The organism is Serratia sp. TSA_130.1, from assembly GCF_052691795.1.
Genome location: NZ_JBQZFS010000009.1, coordinates 113,335 through 132,136, shown reverse-complemented (window position 1 = coordinate 132,136; position 18,802 = coordinate 113,335). Strand labels below are relative to the sequence as shown.

Here is an 18,802-nt window from a genome sequence, read left to right as displayed (position 1 = left end):
CTTTCAACCACTCGACAATAAAGTCGGCGATGCTTTCCGGTTGATTGAGATCCAACTGCTTAGCCGAAATGGATAGCGGTCGATCGCTGGCTACCGCGACGACAAACTGATCCAGCATGTCTTCCAACGGCCTGCCGATCTCGGCCCGATAAAGCAGGATCTTGCTGACCGGCTCATGTTTGAACCCTTCCACCAGAATCAAGTCGACCTTATCGGCGTCAAAGCGCCCAGCCAGATAGCGCAGATCCAAAGGTTGTTGCTCCGGCGTTTCGGTCATTAATGCCCAGCGACGATCGCTGGCGACCAGCGTTTGCTCGGCGCCTGCTTTACGCAGCTCATAGCTGTCTTTACCCGGCGTATCCACATCCATGTCGTGATGCGTATGTTTGATCAGTCCAATCCTTACCTGGCGTTGTTTCAGCAACGGGATCAGCTGTTTGAGCAGGGTCGTTTTCCCCGTTCCGCTGTAGGCGCCGATGGCCAGCAAGGGAGGCAATGAACGATTCATTTTTTGAGCTCTCGCGTTTGTTGCCAATTCAGGCAGTCAGCCGGCGTATTCAGGTTATGAAATGCCGCTTGCTGCCCGCTGAACACTACGCGTTGTGCGCCAATTTGATGCAAGAACAGCATCAGCTTGCGTTCACCGCGCGCCAGATAGTCGGCCAGCTGCGGCGCTATTTGGTTATGCAGTAACGCCAGCGTGGGGTGATCTCGTTCACCATCGCTGGCAAAGGCCGCCTGCGCCGCGCCTTTTTGCTGCCATAGCTGAGCGACTAAGTCGGCGGGAAAGTCGGGGACATCACAAGGGACGAAGACCACCCATTCGCTGGGAGCCTGTTTGAGCCCGGCCAGCATGCCTGCCAGCGGCCCGGCGAAATCGGGCGTCAGATCGCCAATCACCGGCAAACTGCTCGCCTGGTAACGTGCCTGATTGCGATTGGCGCTGATGGCGACGGAAGCCACCTGCGGGCGTAACCGAGCCAATATGTGTTGATAGAGTGCGATCCCGCCAATCGACACTAGGCCTTTGTCCTCACCGCCCATGCGCGTGGCCCGTCCGCCGGCCAAAATGACGCCGCTGATTTCTTTATGCATCTCGTTTATCCCGCCTTGTCGATGCGCTGATTGTAGCGCTAAAGCCGGCGCGACATCAGGATTTACCTTTATTGACAAGCCGGTTCTTTCACTGCGTGGGTAAGCCTGTTACTTTGTGAGTTTATTCATGCTATTGGACGATATTGAGATGAAAACGCATCGCGTAAACGAGTTGATCGAGCTGTTGCACCCGGCCTGGCAGGAAGATCCCGATCTCAATTTGATGCAGTTTTTGCAAAAGCTGGCGAAGGAAGCGGGTTTCCAGGGCGAGTTGTCCGAGTTGAGCGACGATATTCTTATTTACCATCTGAAAATGCGCGGCAGCGCCGGCACGGATCAGATCCCGGGCCTGAAGAAAGATTACGAAGAAGATTTTAAAACGGCGTTGCTGCGTGCTCGCGGCGTTATCAAGGATTGATCCTCGTGCGGTGCGAGAAAGCATAGCGCGTGAAATGCGCCATTAATGCTACTATTTCTCATTCCCGGCACCGTGCTGTCAGCGATCAAACGAACGTTATGAATAACTCAGCTTTTAATTTCGACACCCTGTCGCCCGATTTGATCATGGACGCGCTAGAAGGGATTGGCCTGCGCGTCGATTCCGGCCTGACGGCGCTGAACAGCTATGAGAACCGCGTCTATCAGTTTATGGACGAGGATCGTCGACGCTACGTGGTGAAGTTTTACCGCCCGGAGCGCTGGAGCGCCGCACAAATCAGTGAGGAACATCAGCTCGCTCTGGATCTGGCCGGCGCGGAGATCCCGGCGGTGGCGCCGTTGGCGCTGCAAGGCGCTACGCTGCATACGCACGGCGGTTTTTTCTTTGCCCTGTTCCCCAGCGTGGGGGGCCGGCAATACGAGATAGACAATCTGGATCAGTTGGAATGGGTAGGCCGTTTTCTGGGGCGTATCCATCAGGTCGGCGGCGAGCGTTTGTTTGCCGAGCGTCCAACCATGGGGATTGAAGAGTATCTTGTTGCCCCGCGTCAGGCGCTGGCCAATTGCGAGCTGTTGCCGGCGGCTCAGCGTGATGCCTTTCTGCAGGCGACGGATAACCTGATTGCGGCGATCAAGCCACACTGGAATCTGAACTGGCAGCCGCGGCGTTTGCACGGCGATTGCCATCCGGGCAATATTCTGTGGCGCGATGGCCCGCTGTTCGTCGATCTTGATGACGCGCGCAACGGCCCTGCGGTTCAGGATCTGTGGATGCTGTTGCACGGCGAACGTCGCGACCAACTGATGCAGCTGGACGTTTTGCTGGAGGCGTACGGCGAATTTGCCGAGTTCGATCAGCGCGAGCTGGCGTTAATTGAGCCACTGCGGGCGATGCGTATGGTGTATTACCTGGCCTGGGTCGCTCGCCGTTGGCAGGATCCGGCCTTCCCTAAGAGTTTTCCGTGGATGGCGGAGTCTGATTTCTGGTTATCTCAGACTGCGGCGTTTAATGAACAGGTTAAGCTGTTGCAGGAGCCTCCTCTGCAGCTGACGCCAATGTATTGAAGCTTTAACACAATGGAGAGTTTAGTCTTATGAAAAAAATATGGTTGGCGCTCGTTGGCATGGTGATGGCATTCAGCGCCTCGGCGGCACAGTTTAGCGATGGCACTCAGTACGTGACCCTGGACAAGCCGGTGACCGGTGAGCCGCAGGTGCTGGAGTTCTTCTCCTTTTACTGCCCACACTGCTACCAGTTTGAGCAGGTCTATCACGTGTCCGAGAACGTGAAAAAAGCGTTGCCTGCCGGCACCAAAATGACCAAGTACCACGTGGAGTTCCTGGGGCCGTTGGGCAAACAGCTGACTCAGGCATGGGCGGTCGCGATGGCGCTGGGCGTGGAAGACAAAGTAAGCCCGCTGATGTTTGAAGCGGTGCAGAAAACCCAGACCGTGCAAACGCCGGACGATATCCGTAACGTCTTCGTGAAAGCGGGCGTAACCGCCGCAGATTATGACGCGGCCTGGAACAGCTTCGTGGTGAAATCTCTGGTGGTTCAACAGGAGAAAGCCGCAGAAGATCTGCAGCTGCGCGGCGTGCCGGCGGTATTCGTCAACGGCAAATACATGGTTAAAAACGATGGCCTGGACACCAGCTCGATGGACGCTTACGTGAAGCAGTTCGCCGATGTGGTTAAATTCCTCAGCCAGCAGAAATAAGCCTGATTCAACATGAAAAACGCCGGCATTGCCGGCGTTTTTTTATCCGTATTGCCGCTTCAATTTATCCAGCAACCGGTCTTTTTCCTGCCACAGCGTATTCAGCCACAGCTGGAAGCGCCGCTTGAACTGTTTATCGTTGAAATAATCACCGTGCAGGGTTTCATCGATCGGTAGCGTCTCTATTCTCACCACGATACGCGTCAGGCGGCCGCACAGCATATCCAGAAAGGGCCGCTGGTTATTTTCCGGATAAAGCAGGGTGACGTTCAACACTTTGTCGAACTGATTGCCCAGCGCGCTAAGGGTAAACGCGATGCCGGCGGCTTTGGGCGCCAGCAAATTGCGATAAGGTGAATTGCTTTTAATTTTCTTGGCTTCGGTGAAGCGTGAGCCTTCGACGAAATTGACGATGGTGGTTGGGCGCTGGCGGAATTTTTCGCAGGAACGGCGCGTCGTTTCGATATCCTTGCCGCGTTTTTCCGGGTGCTTGAGCAAATAGGCGCGGGAGTAACGCTTCATGAATGGCATGTCCAGCGCCCAGCAGGCCAGGCCGACAAACGGCACCCAGGCGAGCTGCTGTTTGAGGAAATACTTATTCATTGGAATATGATTTCTGAACAGCACGCATAACACGACAATGTCTGACCAACTTTCGTGGTTGCTGATCAGCAGATACCAGTTTTTGCGATCCAACCCTTCCAGCCCTTCAATATCCCAACGCAATTGCCCGTTAATGCGCAATAACAGCGCCAGCCCTTGGCACCAACACCACATCATGAAATCGGCGAAAGCCGAGATATATCGCCAAACGGCGGGAATGGGCACCACGAGTTTCACGATGCCGGCCAGCGTGATGGGGATGGAGCATAACACCGTCACCAGAATGGTAAGTATGACGGAAATGATAAAGATAACAGGCGTTAACAATCTTGGCATGATTATGGGCTGACGGTTGGTGGGAACATCGTTGCATGCCAAAGCGCATGAACAAAAACGCATTTTAACAGAAATCGTCGGGGTAAAGCGCCGCTAAAAATCACTGTTTTTCGTCTCATCGGATAACCATTTGCTGAGTTTTCGTGCAACTTGTCCAGCTTGTGCTATGGTAATTGAGGCGCCGAATTTGATTAATAGTGCGATTAAAATCCGGCGAAAGTTATATCCACAAATCCAATAAAAGCCAATAATTAAGCGTCGCCGGAATTCGTTCTTTTAACGCGGTGATTTAAATAGGAATTTTATTCGCCGTTATAACGATAATCGCAGCGTTATAATTCGGTCTCTTTTCTATGCACAAAGTTATCCACAGGTAAGATCTTGCGGATCCTCGCGCACAATCACATCATTTTCGTCCGCAATGCACGCTAAGGTTCGTCTCCGGCGGCCAGCTATGGCATGCTTACCCCTATGTCCGATCACGATAAAGAAACGCTATGGCCCAGATTGCAGAAAACCCACTAATCCTGGTTGACGGTTCCTCTTACCTCTACCGCGCTTATCACGCCTTCCCGCCGCTGACCAATTCGGCGGGCGAGCCGACCGGCGCGATGTACGGCGTGCTGAATATGCTGCGCAGTCTGCTGTTGCAGTATCAACCGAGCCACGTTGCCGTGGTGTTTGATGCCAAAGGGAAGACCTTCCGCGATGATCTGTTCGCTGAATACAAGTCGCACCGGCCGCCGATGCCGGACGATCTGCGCGCGCAGATCGAGCCGCTGCATAACATGGTCAAGGCGATGGGCCTGCCGCTGTTGGTGACGCCCGGCGTAGAGGCGGATGACGTCATCGGTACGCTGGCGCTGGAGGCTGAAAAGGCCGGCCACGCGGTGCTGATCAGCACCGGCGACAAAGACATGGCGCAGCTGGTGACGCCGAACGTCACCCTGATCAACACCATGAACAACACGATCCTCGGCCCGCAGGAAGTGTGCGACAAGTACGGCATTCCGCCGGAGCTGATCATCGACTTCCTGGCGCTGATGGGCGATTCATCGGACAACATTCCCGGCGTGCCGGGCGTGGGCGAGAAAACCGCCCAGGCGTTGCTGCAGGGTATCGGCGGCCTGGATGCGCTGTACGGCAATCTGGAGAACATCGCCACGCTGAGCTTCCGCGGCGCCAAAACCATGGCGGCCAAGCTGGAACAGAATAAAGAGGTCGCGTACCTCTCCTATAAGCTGGCGACGATCAAAACCGACGTCGAGCTGGATCTGACCTGTGCGGACCTGACGGTCTCCGCGCCGGATGTCGACACGTTGCAACAGCTGTTCAAACAGTACGAGTTCAAACGCTGGCTGGCGGACGTAGAAGCCGGCGTCTGGTTGGAAAACAAGAAAGGCGCGGGCGCGAAAGCTGCCGGCACCGCCAAACCAGCTGTAGCCGCGGAAGCGCCGAAAGCGCTGGCGGAGGCCAAGCTGTCTCAGGACGGTTATGTCACCATCCTGGACGAAGCGACCTTTACCGACTGGCTGGCGCGGTTGAAAAAAGCCGACGTGTTTGCCTTCGATACCGAAACCGATGGCCTGGATACCCTGACCGCCAATCTGATCGGCCTGTCCTTTGCGATCGCGCCGGGCGAAGCGGCTTATTTGCCGGTGGCGCACGATTATCTGGATGCGCCGGCGCAGCTGGATCGCGCTTACGTGCTGGAGGCGCTCAAGCCGCTGCTGGAAGACGAGAAAGCGCTCAAGGTCGGGCAAAATCTGAAGTTCGATATGAGCCTGCTGGCGCGTTATGGCATCGAGATGCGCGGCATCGCCTACGACACCATGCTGGAGTCCTATGTGCTGGACAGCGTCGGCGGCCGTCATGATATGGACAGCCTGGCCGATCGTTATCTTGGCCACAAAACCATCACTTTCGAAGAGATCGCCGGCAAGGGCAAGAACCAGCTGACGTTCAATCAGATCGCGCTTGAGCAGGCGGCGCCATACGCTGCCGAAGACGCCGATGTCACGCTGCAGCTGCATCTGGCGATGTGGCCGCAGTTGAAACAGAGCGCGGAACTGCTGACGGTGTTCAACGAGATTGAAATGCCGCTGCTGCCGGTGCTGTCGCATATCGAACGTACCGGGGTGCTGATCGATCCGGCCATTTTATCGGCCCACTCCCAGGAGCTGGCCAAGCGTCTGGCTGAGCTGGAGGCGCAGGCCCACGAGCTGGCGGAAGAGCCGTTCAACCTGGCGTCGACCAAGCAGCTGCAGGCTATCTTGTACGAAAAACAAAAGCTGCCGGTGCTGAAGAAAACCCCGGGCGGGGCGCCATCCACCAACGAAGAAGTGCTGGCCGAGCTGGCGCTCGACTACCCGCTGCCGAAGGTGATTCTGGAATACCGCGGCCTGGCGAAGCTGAAGACCACCTATACCGACAAGCTGCCGCTGATGATCAATCCGGTCAGCGGGCGGGTGCATACCTCGTATCATCAGGCGGTGACCGCCACCGGCCGTCTCTCCTCGAGCGATCCGAACCTGCAGAACATCCCGGTGCGCAACGAAGAAGGGCGGCGCATTCGCCAGGCCTTTATTGCGCCGGAAGGCTACCGCATTGTCGCGGCCGACTACTCGCAGATCGAGCTGCGCATCATGGCGCATCTGTCTCAGGATGAAGGGCTGCTGAAGGCCTTCGCCGAAGGGAAAGACATTCACCGCGCCACGGCGTCGGAAGTTTTCGGCGTGCCGTTGGATAAAGTGACCGGCGAGCAGCGCCGCAGCGCCAAGGCGATTAACTTTGGTTTGATTTACGGCATGAGCGCCTTCGGCCTGGCGCGTCAGCTGGGGATCCCGCGTGGGGAAGCCCAGCGCTATATGGATCTCTACTTCGAACGTTACCCGGGCGTGCTGGATTACATGGAGCGCACCCGTCAGCAGGCTTCCGAGCAGGGCTATGTCAGCACGCTGGACGGCCGCCGTCTGTATCTGCCGGACGTCCGCTCCAGCAACGCCATGCGCCGCAAGGCGGCCGAGCGCGCCGCCATCAACGCCCCGATGCAGGGCACGGCGGCCGATATCATCAAGCGTGCGATGATAGAGGTCGACGCCTGGCTGCAGGGGCAGGAGAAGCCGTTGGTGCGCGCGATCATGCAGGTGCACGATGAATTGGTGTTCGAGGTGCACGAGTCGGTGATCGACGAAGCCAGCCAACGTATCCGCCAACTGATGGAAGGCAGCATGACGCTGGCGGTGCCGCTGAAGGTCGATGTGGGCGTCGGCATGAACTGGGATGAGGCGCACTGATCGCCGGGTTATCGCCGTATGCGCTAACTGGCGAGAAGCTAAGCACTTTTCGTAATTAAGCTACAAGATGCGGCGATAGTTTCCCCAACTTCGCCGTTCTTGTGTCTCAAATTGTGTAAGTAAACTACAAAAAATTCTTTTGCCCTGCGAAAAAATGATGTAGAGTTACAGGCGTAGGGTACAGAGGTAAGATGTTCTATCTTTCAGACCTTTTACTTCACGTAATCGGATTTGGCTGAATATTTAGCCGCCCCAGTCAGTATTGACTGGGGCGTTTTTTATTGTAAAAACAGCAGCAAACCATACGTTTTTCCTATCGCTCAGCCCCGACTTTCATTTCAACTTCCGCTCCCTCAATCCGCGTAATTCGGCGAAACAAGCCCGTTTTGGCGATAAGTCTTTATGATGGCTTTATTTCAAAAATGTAATTAGATAACGAAAAATCCCGCCTGCGGCCGATCTGCGGGCATAAAAAAGCCGATGCGGCGAGGCATCGGCTCAAACGTGCGATCAGGGCTTATTCGCCGATGTCTTCTTCCGGCAGCACTTCCGGCGGGATCTCGTTAAACCAGGTGTCCAGCTTCTGGCGCAGCTTGTCGACGCCGATCTTTTTCAGCGATGAGAAGGCTTCGACCTGGATATCCCCCATAAACGGCAGCACCGCTTCACGCACCATGTTGAGCTGCGCCTTGCGTGCGCCGGAGGCCAGCTTGTCGGCCTTGGTCAGCAACACCAGCACCGGCGTGCCGACGTCGACCGCCCACTGGATCATCTGTTGGTCGAGATCTTTCAGCGGATGGCGGATATCCATCAGCACCACCAGCCCTTTCAGGCTGTTGCGCATCTGCAGGTATTCGCCCAGCGCGCGTTGCCATTTGCGCTTCATTTCTTCCGGCACTTCGGCGTAGCCATAACCCGGCAGGTCAACCAGACGAATGCCGTCTTCCACTTCGAACAGGTTAATCAGCTGGGTGCGCCCCGGCGTCTTACTGGTGCGCGCCAGGCTTTTTTGGTTGGTCAGCGTATTCAGCGCGCTGGATTTACCGGCGTTGGAACGGCCGGCAAAGGCGACTTCAATTCCTGCATCCCCCGGAAGATGGCGAATATCGGGTGCGCTGGTGACGAAATGGGTCACATGATAGTTGTAGTTCTTGCTGGTCAAAATTTTTCGTCTCCGTGAGGATGGCTAACTGGTTGGCGATTATAACTGCATCAGCGGTAAAAATGGCGTGTTTCTCCGTTTTTAAGCGGCGGGGCGCGATAAAACGACGGTTAAGCTGCTCGTACGTTGTGAGACATTTGCCATTCGAATCGCGGGTAATGTCGCTTTATTCGAAAGCGATATTTCTGTTTCTTTTTTAAAAACAATGTGTTGTTTTTTCGTTGTGTGGAAATGTCAGTCAAATCGGCCTCCGGTGCCTTGAGCCTTCGCAACAATAACGTAAAGTACTCGTTAACGCAGGGTTGCGCAGGATTAGGGAACATCCGGGAAGGATGACAAATCTCAGGGAATGCACAGGGCGTGCAATGAGTGCCAGGATGAACGCAAAAGGAAGTGACCCTTTCGCACCGGAATAGGCGGCAGGCACATCGGATGGTGAAGTATCGGCAGTTTGGATGCCCGCAGGAAGCGCGCTCGGGAAGAGCGGATGCGAATGGATTGCGCCATGGACGATTTTCCTTTCAGGATGAAGGACGTAGTGGCAGGGAATGCGGTTATAGCAGAAGGAAAAACCGGGATGTTGCATGTACGCAAGGAGCGCGTAACAGGAATACCCTTCGCAAGAAGGTGCGAAATAGGCGGCAGGTTTAACCTGCCGCCTTTTTTCTTTGTCCGCTTTCTGCTAGATTCCGCCGCAATTCTATACTGAATCTACATACCTAAGAGCACACGCTATGAACCAGCCATCAAAAGCACCTCGCGGCAGCGCGGCGAAGTCAAAAACGAAAAAGAAAAGCCGTATGGAGCTCGATCAGGAAGCGCGTGAGCGCAAACGCCTGAAAAAACGCCGCGGCCACGCTTCCGGTTCGCGCACTCAGGTCGAGTCCGGCAGCCAGAAAAACAAATCGGCGGCGGAAGCCAAAGATCCGCGTATCGGCAGTAAAGTGCCGGTTGCGCTGGTGGTCGACGAAACCAAAGTGAAGGCCAAACCGCAGCCGAAGCCAAAGGCTGAAGCAAAACCGCGCCTGTCGCCGGAAGAAGAGCTGGCGAAGCTGGAAAATGACGAACGTCTGAACGCGCTGCTGGATCGCATCGACGATGGCGAAACGCTGAACGCGCAAGAGCAGGCGTATGTCGACAAGACGCTGGATCGCATCGATGTGCTGATGGACGTGCTGGGCATCGAGCTGGGCGATGAAGACGACGAGGAAGAAGAAGAGAAGCAGGAAGATATTCTGAAGCTGCTGAAAGGCGGCAACCCGAAGGACGCTTTTTAACGCGCCATGTGGCTGATCCCGACAATAGCCCTACTCTTGATGTGTTATCTGCTGTGGTTATTCGGTAAACTATGGCGGCTGTCTAAGCGCAAAGCGCGTTTTCGCAGCGCTTCCGTGGCCAGACAGCGCAGACAACCGCCTCTCTCCCGGCCCGGTAGAAAAAGATATCGGAAGGAGTGAGCATGTCAGAGCAGACGATTGTCTGGGATTTGGCCCTGATCCAAAAATATAACTACTCAGGGCCGCGTTATACCTCATACCCCACGGCGCTGGAGTTTAACCAGCGCTACGACGAAGCGGCGTTTCAACGCGCCGCGGCGCGCTACCCTGAGCGCCCGCTGTCGCTGTACGTGCATATCCCTTTCTGCCATAAGCTGTGCTACTTCTGCGGCTGCAACAAACTGGTGACGCGTCAGACGCACAAGGCCGATGAATACCTGAATGTCCTGGCGCAAGAGATCGCCAGCCGTGCGCCGCTGTTCGCCGGCCGCAAGGTTGGCCAGATGCACTGGGGCGGCGGTACGCCAACCTACCTGGACAAAGCGCAAATCAGCCGGCTGGTGGCGCTGCTGCGCGAACATTTTGATTTTCTGCCCGATGCGGAGATGTCGATCGAAGTCGATCCGCGCGAGATAGCGCTGGATGTGCTCGATCATTTACGCGCCGAAGGCTTTAACCGCCTGAGCATGGGGGTGCAGGATTTCAACAAGCAGGTGCAGGCGTTGGTCAACCGCGAGCAGGATGAAGCCTTTATCTTCGCCCTGATCGAGCGGGCCAAAGTGCTGGGCTTCCGCTCGACCAATATTGATCTGATCTACGGCCTGCCGAAACAGACGCCGGAAAGCTTCGCCTTCACGCTGCAGCGGGTGGCTGAACTGAATCCCGATCGCCTCAGCGTGTTCAACTACGCGCATATGCCGAATTTATTCGCAGCCCAGCGCAAAATCAAAGATGCCGATCTGCCCAGCGCGCAGCAGAAGCTGGATATCCTGCAGCAAAGCATCGCGTTCCTGACTGACGCCGGCTATCAGTTTATCGGCATGGATCACTTTGCACGCCCGGACGATGAGCTGGCGATTGCGCAACGCGAAGGCAAGCTGCACCGCAATTTCCAGGGCTACACCACCCAGGGCGACAGCGATCTGCTGGGGTTGGGCGTGTCGGCCATCAGCATGCTCGGCGACAGCTATGCGCAGAACCAGAAAGAGCTGAAGCGTTACTATGAGAGCGTACCGGCGCAGGGCAACGCCCTGTGGCGCGGGTTGGCGCTGACGGACGACGATTGCCTGCGGCGCGATCTGATCAAAACGTTGATCTGCAACTTCCGGTTGGCGTATCAGCCACTTGAACGGCAATACGGCATCGATTTCACCGCTTACTTTGCCGAAGACCTGCAGCTGCTGGCGCCGTTTGAACGCGATGGGCTGGTGGAGCGCGACGAGCAAGGCATTCGCGTCACGCCGCGCGGGCGGTTGCTGATCCGCAATATCTGCATGTGCTTCGACCGCTATCTGCGGCAACAGGCGCGCAGCCAGCAGTTCTCTCGGGTGATCTGAGGATGAAAAAACAGCCGCTGATGCGGCTGTTTTTTTAACTGAAGAAGTTAATCAGCGCGGCGCACAACACCGCGGCGACCGCCGCCTGCGGGGTGTGGCTGGCGGCGGAGCCCAGCTCCGCGCCCTGAGAAATGAACACGATGAATGAGTCCAGCATCGTCAACCTCCAGAGTGTGCGACACGATCATACTGCGCCCGCACCGGCTGTAAAGTCTGCGGTTGGCGTTTTTTTGTGCGCTGGGCTGCGTTTTTTATCATCAACCTCAGCGCCTATTCCATGCCCAGTTCTTTGAGCTTGCGGGTCAGGGTATTGCGGCCCCAGCCCAGCAGGCGTGCGGCTTCCTGTTTGTGCCCCTGGGTGTGACGCAAGGCGGTGGTGAGCAGTGTGCGCTCCATCTCCGGCTGGGCTTCCGACAGCAGATTTTGATGACCGGAACGCAGCGCGCGATCGGCCCACTGCGCCAGCAGCGTGGCCCAGCTGTCCGGCAGGCTGTGGCTGGGGCTCTCCGGCGCGGCGGTTTCGAACAGTTCGCTCGGCAGATCCTGAATCAGCACCTCTTGTCCGGCGGCCATCACCGTCAGCCAGCGGCAGGTATTCTCCAGCTGGCGCACGTTCCCCGGCCAGGGCAGGCGGGTCAGCGCGGTTTCGGTTTCCGGATGCAGGTTCTTGGCCTCTACGCCCAGCTCCTTGGCGGCGATCTGCAGGAAGTGGCGCGCCAGCCGCGGGATGTCTTCCCGGCGCTCGCGCAGCGGCGGCAGGTGTACGCGGATCACGTTCAGGCGGTGGAACAGATCCTCGCGGAACTTGCCTTCCTGTACCCGTAATTCCAGGTTCTGGTGCGTGGCGGCGATGATGCGCACGTCGACCTTCACCGGCGCATAGCCGCCGACCCGGTAGAACTGGCCGTCCGCCAGCACCCGCAGCAGGCGCGTTTGCACGTCGAGCGGCATATCGCCGATCTCGTCGAGGAACAGCGTGCCGCCGTCGGCCTGTTCAAAGCGCCCCTGACGGATTTGGTTCGCGCCGGTGAAGGCGCCTTTCTCGTGGCCGAACAGCTCGGACTCGATCAGATCCTTGGGAATAGCGGCCATGTTCAGGGCGATGAACGGCGACTTGGCGCGCGGGCTGTGGCGGTGCAGCGCATGCGCCACCAGTTCCTTGCCGGTGCCGGATTCGCCGTTGATCAGCACGCTGATCGACGAACGCGACAGCCGGCCGATGATGCGAAACACGTCCTGCATCGCCGGCGCTTCGCCGATGATGTCCGCCGCCGGATCGCTGGCCGGCTGGCTGCGCACCGGCTGCTGCTGCTCTTGATAATGGCTGATGGCGCGCTCGACCAGCGCCACCGCTTCGTCGATGTCGAACGGTTTCGGCAGGTAGTCGAAGGCCCCTTGCTGATAGGCGCTGACGGCCGCATCCAAATCCGAATGCGCGGTCATGATGATCACTGGCAGCATCGGGTGGCGCTGTTTGATCTGCTTGAGCAGCGCCAGACCATCGATACCCGGCATGCGGATATCGGACAGCAACACGTCGGGAGTTTGCGTGGCCAAGGCTTCCAGCACGTCATTGCCGCCTTCGAAGGTGGCGCAGCTCATGCCCGCGCCGGTGAGCGCGCGCTCAAGCACCCAGCGGATGGAGCTATCGTCATCGACGATCCAGACTATCCCTCGTTGCATTGCAAACCTCACTGACGAATGGGCAGGTAGACCGAGAATTCGGTATGACCTGGCCAACTGTTGAACTCAATTTTTCCGCAATGCTGATCGATCAGATTGCGGGCGATGGATAATCCCAGGCCGGTACCGCCTTCACGGCCGCTGACCATCGGGTAGAACAGCGTGTCCTGCAGCTGCGCCGGCACGCCGGGGCCGTCGTCTTCGACGTCGATACGCGCCGCCAGGCGGTAGCGGGTGCCGTGCAACGTAATCTGAAACGCGGTGCGGGTGCGCAGCGTGATGGTGCCGCCCGCCTCACCCAGCGCCTGCAGCGCATTGCGGGTGATGTTCAGTAGCACCTGTTCTATCTGATCCGGGTCGTGAGCCATTTCCGGCAGGCTCGGATCGTAGTCGCGCACCAGCGTGACGTTATCCGGCATTTCCAGCGACACCAGCTGGCAGACGCGCTCCGCGACCTGATGAATGCTCTGGGTGATGTGCTGGCCGGGCCGCTGCGGGCCGAGCAGGCGATCTACCAGATTGCGCAGCCGATCGGCCTGCTCAATGATCACCTTGGTGTATTCGGTCAGCGCCGGATCGGGCAGCGCTTTGGCCAGCAGCTGCGCTGCGCCGCGCAGGCCGCCCAGCGGATTTTTAATCTCGTGCGCCAAACCGCGCACCAGATCGCGGGCCGCCACCTGTTGGGCATGCTGCAGCTGTTCCTGGCTCAGGCGGCGCTGATTGTCCATCGGCGCCAGCTCGACCAGGATATAGCCTTCCGGCAGCGCCTGAGCGGTCAGGGAAAGGATATGCGCGCGGCCATCGACCACCAGGGTCACTTCGTTGTCGGTGAAGCCCTGACCGGCGCGCAGGCTTTCACGCATCAGAGAGACGTTCAGCGAAAAATAACCGAGCAAATCGGGCAGCGGCGTGCCGAACAGCTTGCGGGAGCTTTGCGCCAGCAGCTGCTGTGCCGCCGGGTTGGCGTAGTGAACCGCCAGTGAGTCATCCAACAGCAGGATGCTGTTGATGAGTGAATTGAGGATCTGCCCAGCATCGGGCAGCTTGCCAGTTGCCATACAGCAGACTCCTGCACCTTTTTAGTGCATCTATCCTACTCCATCCGGGATCGGTGCGGTATGGAATAGTTTTGCAGAAAATACGGTGGAGAAAAAAACCCATCCGAAGATGGGCTGAAAGTTTCCACGGCAACAAAAAAGCGATAACAAAAATATAGGCGCCGTCCGCCTGAGCAGACGGCGCGGGTAGGGCTTAGACGCTGTAGTACAGTTCGAACTCAACCGGGTGTGGCGTCATGCGAACGCGGTCCATCTCTTCTTTGCGCAGTTCGATGTAGGCATCGATCGCATCGTCGGTGAACACGCCGCCGCGGGTCAGGAATTCGCGGTCTTCGTTCAGTGCGGCCATCGCCTCGTCCAGGGAGCCAGCCACTTTTGGGATCTCGGCTTCTTCTTCCGGCGGCAGGTCGTACAGGTTTTTGTCCATGGCGTCGCCAGGGTGGATCTTGTTGATGATGCCGTCCAGGCCGGCCATCAGCAGTGCGGCGAAGCACAGGTATGGGTTAGCCGCTGGATCCGGGAAGCGGGCTTCGATGCGGCGCGCTTTCGGGCTGGCGACCACCGGAATACGGATGGACGCGGAGCGGTTACGGGCGGAGTAAGCCAGCATCACCGGCGCTTCGTAGCCCGGCACCAGACGTTTGTACGAGTTGGTGGTCGGGTTGGCCAGGGCATTGATCGCCTTGGCGTGCTTGATGATGCCGCCGATGTAGAACAGCGCGGTTTCAGACAGGCCGCCGTATTTGTCGCCGGCGAACAGGTTGGTGCCGTTCTTGGACAGCGACATGTGGCAGTGCATGCCGGAACCGTTGTCGCCGAACATAGGCTTCGGCATGAAGGTCGCGGTTTTACCGAAGGCGTGCGCCACGTTGTGCACCACGTACTTGTAGATCTGAATTTCGTCGGCTTTCTTGGTCATGGTGTTGAAGCGGGTCGCCACTTCGTTCTGACCGGCGGTCGCCACTTCGTGGTGGTGCGCTTCAACCACCAGGCCCATCTCTTCCATGGTCAGACACATGGTGGAACGCAGATCCTGCGAAGAGTCGACCGGTGGAACCGGGAAATAACCGCCTTTCACCGCCGGACGGTGGCCTTTGTTGCCGCCGTCGTATTGAGTGCCGGAGTTCCAGGCGCCTTCGATGTCGTCGATGGCCACGTGGGAACCGCGGATGCTGCTGCCGAAGCGGATGTCGTCGAACAGGAAGAACTCAGGCTCTGGCCCGAACAGCACGGTGTCCGCGATGCCGGAGGAGCGCAGGAAGTCTTCGGCGCGTTTGGAGATGGAGCGCGGGTCGCGATCGTAGCCTTGCATGGTGCCCGGCTCGAGAATGTCGCAGCGAATGATCAGCGTAGGTTCTTCGAAGAACGGATCCAGAACCGCCGTGCTGGCATCCGGCATCAGTACCATGTCAGATTCGTTGATGCCCTTCCAACCACCGATAGAGGAGCCGTCAAACATTTTGCCTTCTTCGAAGAAGTCGGCGTTTACCTGATGAGCCGGGATAGTCACGTGCTGTTCCTTACCCTTGGTGTCAGTGAAACGCAGGTCTACGAATTTCACTTCATGCTCATTCAGCATCGTCAAAACGTGTTCAGCGGACATACTTAACTCTCCCGGTTTATCATTGTCGTCGTCGTGGAACGAATCTGTGGAACTGGCTTTTTTTCGCCTTGAAAAGACTAAAGCGAAAAGCGTGCCAACTTTTTAAAAAGGCTTTCATCGCCTTTCTGCGCGGGTTTTACCCAGACACAGTATGCACCATCAGTGATAATTTGCACTGTTATGGTGCAATAAGGGTGGGGGTGGGCACTGAAATGGTGCAAAAGTGCAACGATTGCGGCTTTTTGCACCGTGAAAGGGATCACAAACTGACCGGTACGCGGTTGTTTATAGGAGATGGTTGTGATCTTGTTTAGTCCCTCGCTTAATACGTGTACAATAGCGCGCTATTTCTAATGCCCGAGGCAAAGCTGTGATCGAAAATTTGCGTAACATCGCCATTATTGCCCACGTTGACCATGGTAAAACCACCCTGGTTGACAAGCTGCTGCAACAATCCGGTACTTTCGGAGAGCGTGCGGAAGCCACCGAACGCGTAATGGACTCCAACGATTTGGAGAAAGAGCGTGGGATTACCATCCTCGCAAAAAACACCGCCATTAATTGGAATGGTTACCGCATCAACATCGTGGATACCCCAGGACACGCCGACTTCGGCGGTGAGGTAGAGCGCGTGATGTCGATGGTTGACTCGGTGCTGCTGGTTGTGGATGCAATGGATGGCCCTATGCCGCAAACCCGCTTCGTGACCAAAAAGGCGTTCGCCAACGGTCTGAAGCCGATCGTGGTAATCAACAAGGTTGACCGCCCTGGCGCGCGCCCTGACTGGGTTGTGGATCAGGTGTTCGACCTGTTCGTGAACCTCGACGCGACCGACGAGCAGCTCGACTTCCCGATCATCTACGCTTCTGCGCTGAACGGCATCGCCGGCGTCGACCACACCGACATGGCGGAAGACATGACCCCGCTGTATCAGGCGATCGTCGACCACGTGTCTGCGCCGCAGGTTGAGCTGGAAGCGCCATTCCAGATGCAGATCTCCCAGTTGGACTACAACAACTACCTGGGCGTTATCGGCATCGGCCGCATCAAGCGCGGTAAAGTGAAGCCGAACCAGCAGGTCACCATCATCGACAGCGAAGGTAAAACTCGCAACGGTAAAGTGGGTAAAGTGCTGGGTCACCTGGGTCTGGAGCGTATCGACAGCACCCTGGCGGAAGCGGGCGACATCATCGCCATCACCGGCCTGGGCGAGCTGAACATCTCCGACACCATCTGCGACACCAACGCCGTAGAAGCGCTGCCGGCTCTGTCCGTCGACGAACCGACCGTAACCATGTTCTTCAACGTCAACACCTCGCCGTTCTGCGGTAAAGAAGGTAAGTACGTGACGTCGCGTCAGATCCTTGACCGTCTGAACAAAGAGCTGGTGCACAACGTGGCGCTGCGCGTTGAAGAAACCGATGATGCTGACGCCTTCCGCGTATCCGGTCGTGGCGAGCTGCACCTGTCGGTGCTGATCGAAAACATGCGCCGTGAAGGTTTCGAGCTGGCGGTTTCCCGTCCGAAAGTTATCTTCCGCGAAATCGATGGCCGCAAGCAGGAGCCATTCGAGAACGTGACGCTGGATATCGAAGAGCAGCATCAGGGTTCCGTGATGCAGGCGATGGGTGAGCGTAAAGCCGACCTGAAAAACATGGATCCGGACGGTAAGGGCCGCGTGCGTCTCGACTACGTGATCCCAAGCCGCGGTCTGATCGGCTTCCGTAACGAATTCATGACAATGACTTCGGGTACCGGTCTGCTGTACTCCACCTTCAGCCACTACGACGACGTGCGTCCGGGCGAAGTGGGCCAGCGTCAGAACGGCGTGCTGATCTCCAACGGCCAGGGCAAAGCGGTCGCGTTCGCGCTGTTCGGCCTGCAGGATCGCGGCAAGCTGTTCCTGGGCCACGGTGCGGAAGTGTATGAAGGCCAGATCATCGGTATTCACTCACGTTCCAACGACCTGACCGTAAACTGCCTGACCGGTAAGAAGCTGACCAACATGCGTGCTTCCGGTACCGACGAAGCGACTACGCTGGTTCCGGCGATCAAAATGACCCTGGAGCAAGCTCTGGAGTTCATCGATGACGACGAACTGGTAGAAGTGACGCCAACCTCGATCCGTATCCGTAAGCGTCACCTGACGGAAAACGATCGTAAGCGTGCCAGCCGCGGTCCAAAAGACGCTTAATCGCTGATTGAGTGTCTCATGCTTAGGGCGCGGCTCTCGCGCCCTGAGTTTTTTCCTCTGTTGTTCCCCGTTTGTGCGGCGCGCTATGCGCTTTTCCGTTCGCTCCCTGTTCAGCTGTTCCTTTTCCCGCTACAGTGAAATCTCACCGGCCCATCAGGAGAGGACTATGCTGTATATCTTTGATTTAGGTAATGTGATCGTCGATATCGATTTCAAGCGTGTGCTGGGCGTGTGGAGCAATTTGAGCGGCACGCCGTTGGCGGTGTTGTCCGATCGTTTCACCATGGGTGAGGTGTTCCAGCAGCATGAGCGCGGTGAAATCAGCGATGAAGACTTCGCCGGCAAACTGTGCGATGAAATGGGCATCGCGCTCAGCTTTGAGCAGTTCGCCACCGGTTGGCAGGCGGTATTCGTCGCGCTGCGCCCGGAGGTGATCGACATCATGCAGCGCCTGCGCAACGAAGGTCACCGGGTGGTGGTGCTGTCGAACACCAACCGTCTGCACTGCAATTACTGGCCGCAGCACTATCCTGAAGTGGCCGCCGCCGCCGATCATCTCTATTTGTCGCAAGATCTCGGCATGCGCAAACCTGAAGCTGACATCTACCGGCATGTGCTGGCTGCGGAAAACACCGCCGCCGCCGACGTGGTGTTCTTTGACGATCACCCGGCGAACGTCCTCGCCGCGCAGGCGCTGGGGATCAAGACGGTGCACGTCACCGATCGCGACGTGGTGCCGGCCTATTTTGCTCAATGAGCGCAGGGCGCGTTAAGCTTAAGGCG

At 57.4% G+C, this 18,802-nt stretch carries 17 protein-coding genes; 9 read left to right on the top strand and 8 right to left on the bottom strand.

Annotation, left to right across the window (positions count from 1 at the left end):
* Both mobB and mobA read right to left on the bottom strand, forming a co-directional pair.
* Positions 1-508 (bottom strand): molybdopterin-guanine dinucleotide biosynthesis protein MobB (gene mobB / locus ACUTQY_RS23460; RefSeq protein ID WP_206195843.1); only part of this gene is annotated, 508 nt, incomplete at its 3' end.
* Positions 505-1,095 carry a molybdenum cofactor guanylyltransferase MobA gene (mobA, locus tag ACUTQY_RS23455; RefSeq protein ID WP_046687982.1) on the bottom strand — a complete coding sequence of 197 codons (591 nt, stop codon included), beginning with the start codon at positions 1,093-1,095 and terminating at the stop codon, positions 505-507. The genes mobA and mobB, both read right to left, overlap by 4 nt.
* 148 nt (positions 1,096-1,243) lie before the next feature.
* Between mobA and ACUTQY_RS23450 the strand changes: the two genes are divergently transcribed.
* The 3 genes from ACUTQY_RS23450 (at position 1,244) to dsbA (ending at position 3,251) form a co-directional block, all read left to right on the top strand.
* Positions 1,244-1,513: a YihD family protein gene (locus ACUTQY_RS23450; protein WP_004931268.1), complete on the top strand. Its 270-nt coding sequence runs from the start codon at positions 1,244-1,246 to the stop codon at positions 1,511-1,513.
* Positions 1,514-1,611: 98 nt separating this feature from the next.
* A complete protein-coding gene (locus ACUTQY_RS23445; RefSeq protein ID WP_046687981.1) occupies positions 1,612-2,598 on the top strand; it encodes a serine/threonine protein kinase in 987 nt (328 codons plus the stop codon).
* A 29-nt stretch (positions 2,599-2,627) separates the two neighbouring features.
* Positions 2,628-3,251, top strand: a complete 624-nt coding sequence (gene dsbA / locus ACUTQY_RS23440) for a thiol:disulfide interchange protein DsbA (RefSeq protein WP_025304721.1) — start codon at positions 2,628-2,630, stop codon at positions 3,249-3,251.
* A gap of 42 nt (positions 3,252-3,293) precedes the next feature.
* Here the strand turns inward: dsbA and ACUTQY_RS23435 are convergent, their stop codons facing one another.
* Positions 3,294-4,190 (bottom strand): acyltransferase, encoded by an 897-nt coding sequence (locus ACUTQY_RS23435; protein WP_033645170.1) that lies wholly within the window; start codon positions 4,188-4,190, stop codon positions 3,294-3,296.
* 497 nt (positions 4,191-4,687) lie between these two features.
* On the opposite strand from ACUTQY_RS23435, the gene polA reads away from it, so the two are divergent.
* On the top strand, positions 4,688-7,486 hold the full coding sequence (polA, locus tag ACUTQY_RS23430) for a DNA polymerase I (protein WP_042785603.1): 2,799 nt from the start codon (positions 4,688-4,690) through the stop codon (positions 7,484-7,486).
* Between the two features lie 191 nt (positions 7,487-7,677).
* Positions 7,678-7,725, top strand: coding sequence for a spot 42 RNA, inhibition of DNA synthesis (locus tag ACUTQY_RS23425; RefSeq protein ID WP_071892919.1), 48 nt, complete (start codon positions 7,678-7,680; stop codon positions 7,723-7,725).
* Positions 7,726-8,003: 278 nt separating this feature from the next.
* Here ACUTQY_RS23425 and yihA read toward each other — a convergent pair whose 3' ends face one another.
* Complete coding sequence (gene yihA, locus ACUTQY_RS23420; RefSeq protein WP_004931258.1) at positions 8,004-8,648, bottom strand: ribosome biogenesis GTP-binding protein YihA/YsxC; 645 nt, start codon at positions 8,646-8,648, stop codon at positions 8,004-8,006.
* Positions 8,649-9,382: 734 nt separating this feature from the next.
* Here yihA and yihI point away from each other — a divergent pair.
* Positions 9,383-9,925 carry a Der GTPase-activating protein YihI gene (gene yihI / locus ACUTQY_RS23415; RefSeq protein WP_015379455.1) on the top strand — a complete coding sequence of 181 codons (543 nt, stop codon included), beginning with the start codon at positions 9,383-9,385 and terminating at the stop codon, positions 9,923-9,925.
* Positions 9,926-10,107: 182 nt separating this feature from the next.
* Positions 10,108-11,481, top strand: coding sequence for an oxygen-independent coproporphyrinogen III oxidase (hemN, locus tag ACUTQY_RS23410; protein ID WP_033645172.1), 1,374 nt, complete (start codon positions 10,108-10,110; stop codon positions 11,479-11,481).
* Between the two features lie 34 nt (positions 11,482-11,515).
* On the opposite strand, the gene ACUTQY_RS23405 is transcribed toward hemN, so the two are convergent.
* The 4 genes from ACUTQY_RS23405 to glnA all read right to left on the bottom strand — a co-directional run bounded on the left by ACUTQY_RS23405 (position 11,516) and on the right by glnA (position 15,825).
* Positions 11,516-11,638, bottom strand: coding sequence for a YshB family small membrane protein (locus ACUTQY_RS23405; RefSeq protein ID WP_015379453.1), 123 nt, complete (start codon positions 11,636-11,638; stop codon positions 11,516-11,518).
* Positions 11,639-11,751: 113 nt separating this feature from the next.
* Positions 11,752-13,164 (bottom strand): nitrogen regulation protein NR(I), encoded by a 1,413-nt coding sequence (glnG, locus tag ACUTQY_RS23400; RefSeq protein ID WP_033652266.1) that lies wholly within the window; start codon positions 13,162-13,164, stop codon positions 11,752-11,754.
* Between the two features lie 8 nt (positions 13,165-13,172).
* The gene (glnL, locus tag ACUTQY_RS23395) at positions 13,173-14,222 is read right to left on the bottom strand and encodes a nitrogen regulation protein NR(II) (protein ID WP_004931246.1); all 1,050 of its coding nucleotides are present in this window, start codon (positions 14,220-14,222) and stop codon (positions 13,173-13,175) included.
* Between the two features lie 193 nt (positions 14,223-14,415).
* Positions 14,416-15,825 carry a glutamate--ammonia ligase gene (gene glnA, locus ACUTQY_RS23390; RefSeq protein ID WP_033645173.1) on the bottom strand — a complete coding sequence of 470 codons (1,410 nt, stop codon included), beginning with the start codon at positions 15,823-15,825 and terminating at the stop codon, positions 14,416-14,418.
* Between the two features lie 370 nt (positions 15,826-16,195).
* On the opposite strand from glnA, the gene typA reads away from it, so the two are divergent.
* Positions 16,196-18,019: a ribosome-dependent GTPase TypA gene (gene typA / locus ACUTQY_RS23385; RefSeq protein WP_004931243.1), complete on the top strand. Its 1,824-nt coding sequence runs from the start codon at positions 16,196-16,198 to the stop codon at positions 18,017-18,019.
* A 166-nt stretch (positions 18,020-18,185) separates the two neighbouring features.
* Positions 18,186-18,776 (top strand): glucose-1-phosphatase, encoded by a 591-nt coding sequence (gene yihX, locus ACUTQY_RS23380; protein ID WP_033652265.1) that lies wholly within the window; start codon positions 18,186-18,188, stop codon positions 18,774-18,776.
* The last annotated feature ends 26 nt before the right edge of the window (positions 18,777-18,802 follow it).

Excerpts from the sequence above, each read along its gene's own strand:
- mobA (WP_046687982.1), bottom strand. The coding sequence starts at position 1,095 with ATGCATAAAGAAATCAGCGGCGTCATTTTGGCCGGCGGACGGGCCACG.
- ACUTQY_RS23450 (WP_004931268.1), top strand. The coding sequence starts at position 1,244 with ATGAAAACGCATCGCGTAAACGAGTTGATCGAGCTGTTGCACCCGGCC.
- ACUTQY_RS23445 (WP_046687981.1), top strand. The coding sequence starts at position 1,612 with ATGAATAACTCAGCTTTTAATTTCGACACCCTGTCGCCCGATTTGATC.
- dsbA (WP_025304721.1), top strand. The coding sequence starts at position 2,628 with ATGAAAAAAATATGGTTGGCGCTCGTTGGCATGGTGATGGCATTCAGC.
- ACUTQY_RS23435 (WP_033645170.1), bottom strand. The coding sequence starts at position 4,190 with ATGCCAAGATTGTTAACGCCTGTTATCTTTATCATTTCCGTCATACTT.
- polA (WP_042785603.1), top strand. The coding sequence starts at position 4,688 with ATGGCCCAGATTGCAGAAAACCCACTAATCCTGGTTGACGGTTCCTCT.
- yihI (WP_015379455.1), top strand. The coding sequence starts at position 9,383 with ATGAACCAGCCATCAAAAGCACCTCGCGGCAGCGCGGCGAAGTCAAAA.
- hemN (WP_033645172.1), top strand. The coding sequence starts at position 10,108 with ATGTCAGAGCAGACGATTGTCTGGGATTTGGCCCTGATCCAAAAATAT.
- ACUTQY_RS23405 (WP_015379453.1), bottom strand. The coding sequence starts at position 11,638 with ATGCTGGACTCATTCATCGTGTTCATTTCTCAGGGCGCGGAGCTGGGC.
- glnG (WP_033652266.1), bottom strand. The coding sequence starts at position 13,164 with ATGCAACGAGGGATAGTCTGGATCGTCGATGACGATAGCTCCATCCGC.
- glnL (WP_004931246.1), bottom strand. The coding sequence starts at position 14,222 with ATGGCAACTGGCAAGCTGCCCGATGCTGGGCAGATCCTCAATTCACTC.
- glnA (WP_033645173.1), bottom strand. The coding sequence starts at position 15,825 with ATGTCCGCTGAACACGTTTTGACGATGCTGAATGAGCATGAAGTGAAA.
- yihX (WP_033652265.1), top strand. The coding sequence starts at position 18,186 with ATGCTGTATATCTTTGATTTAGGTAATGTGATCGTCGATATCGATTTC.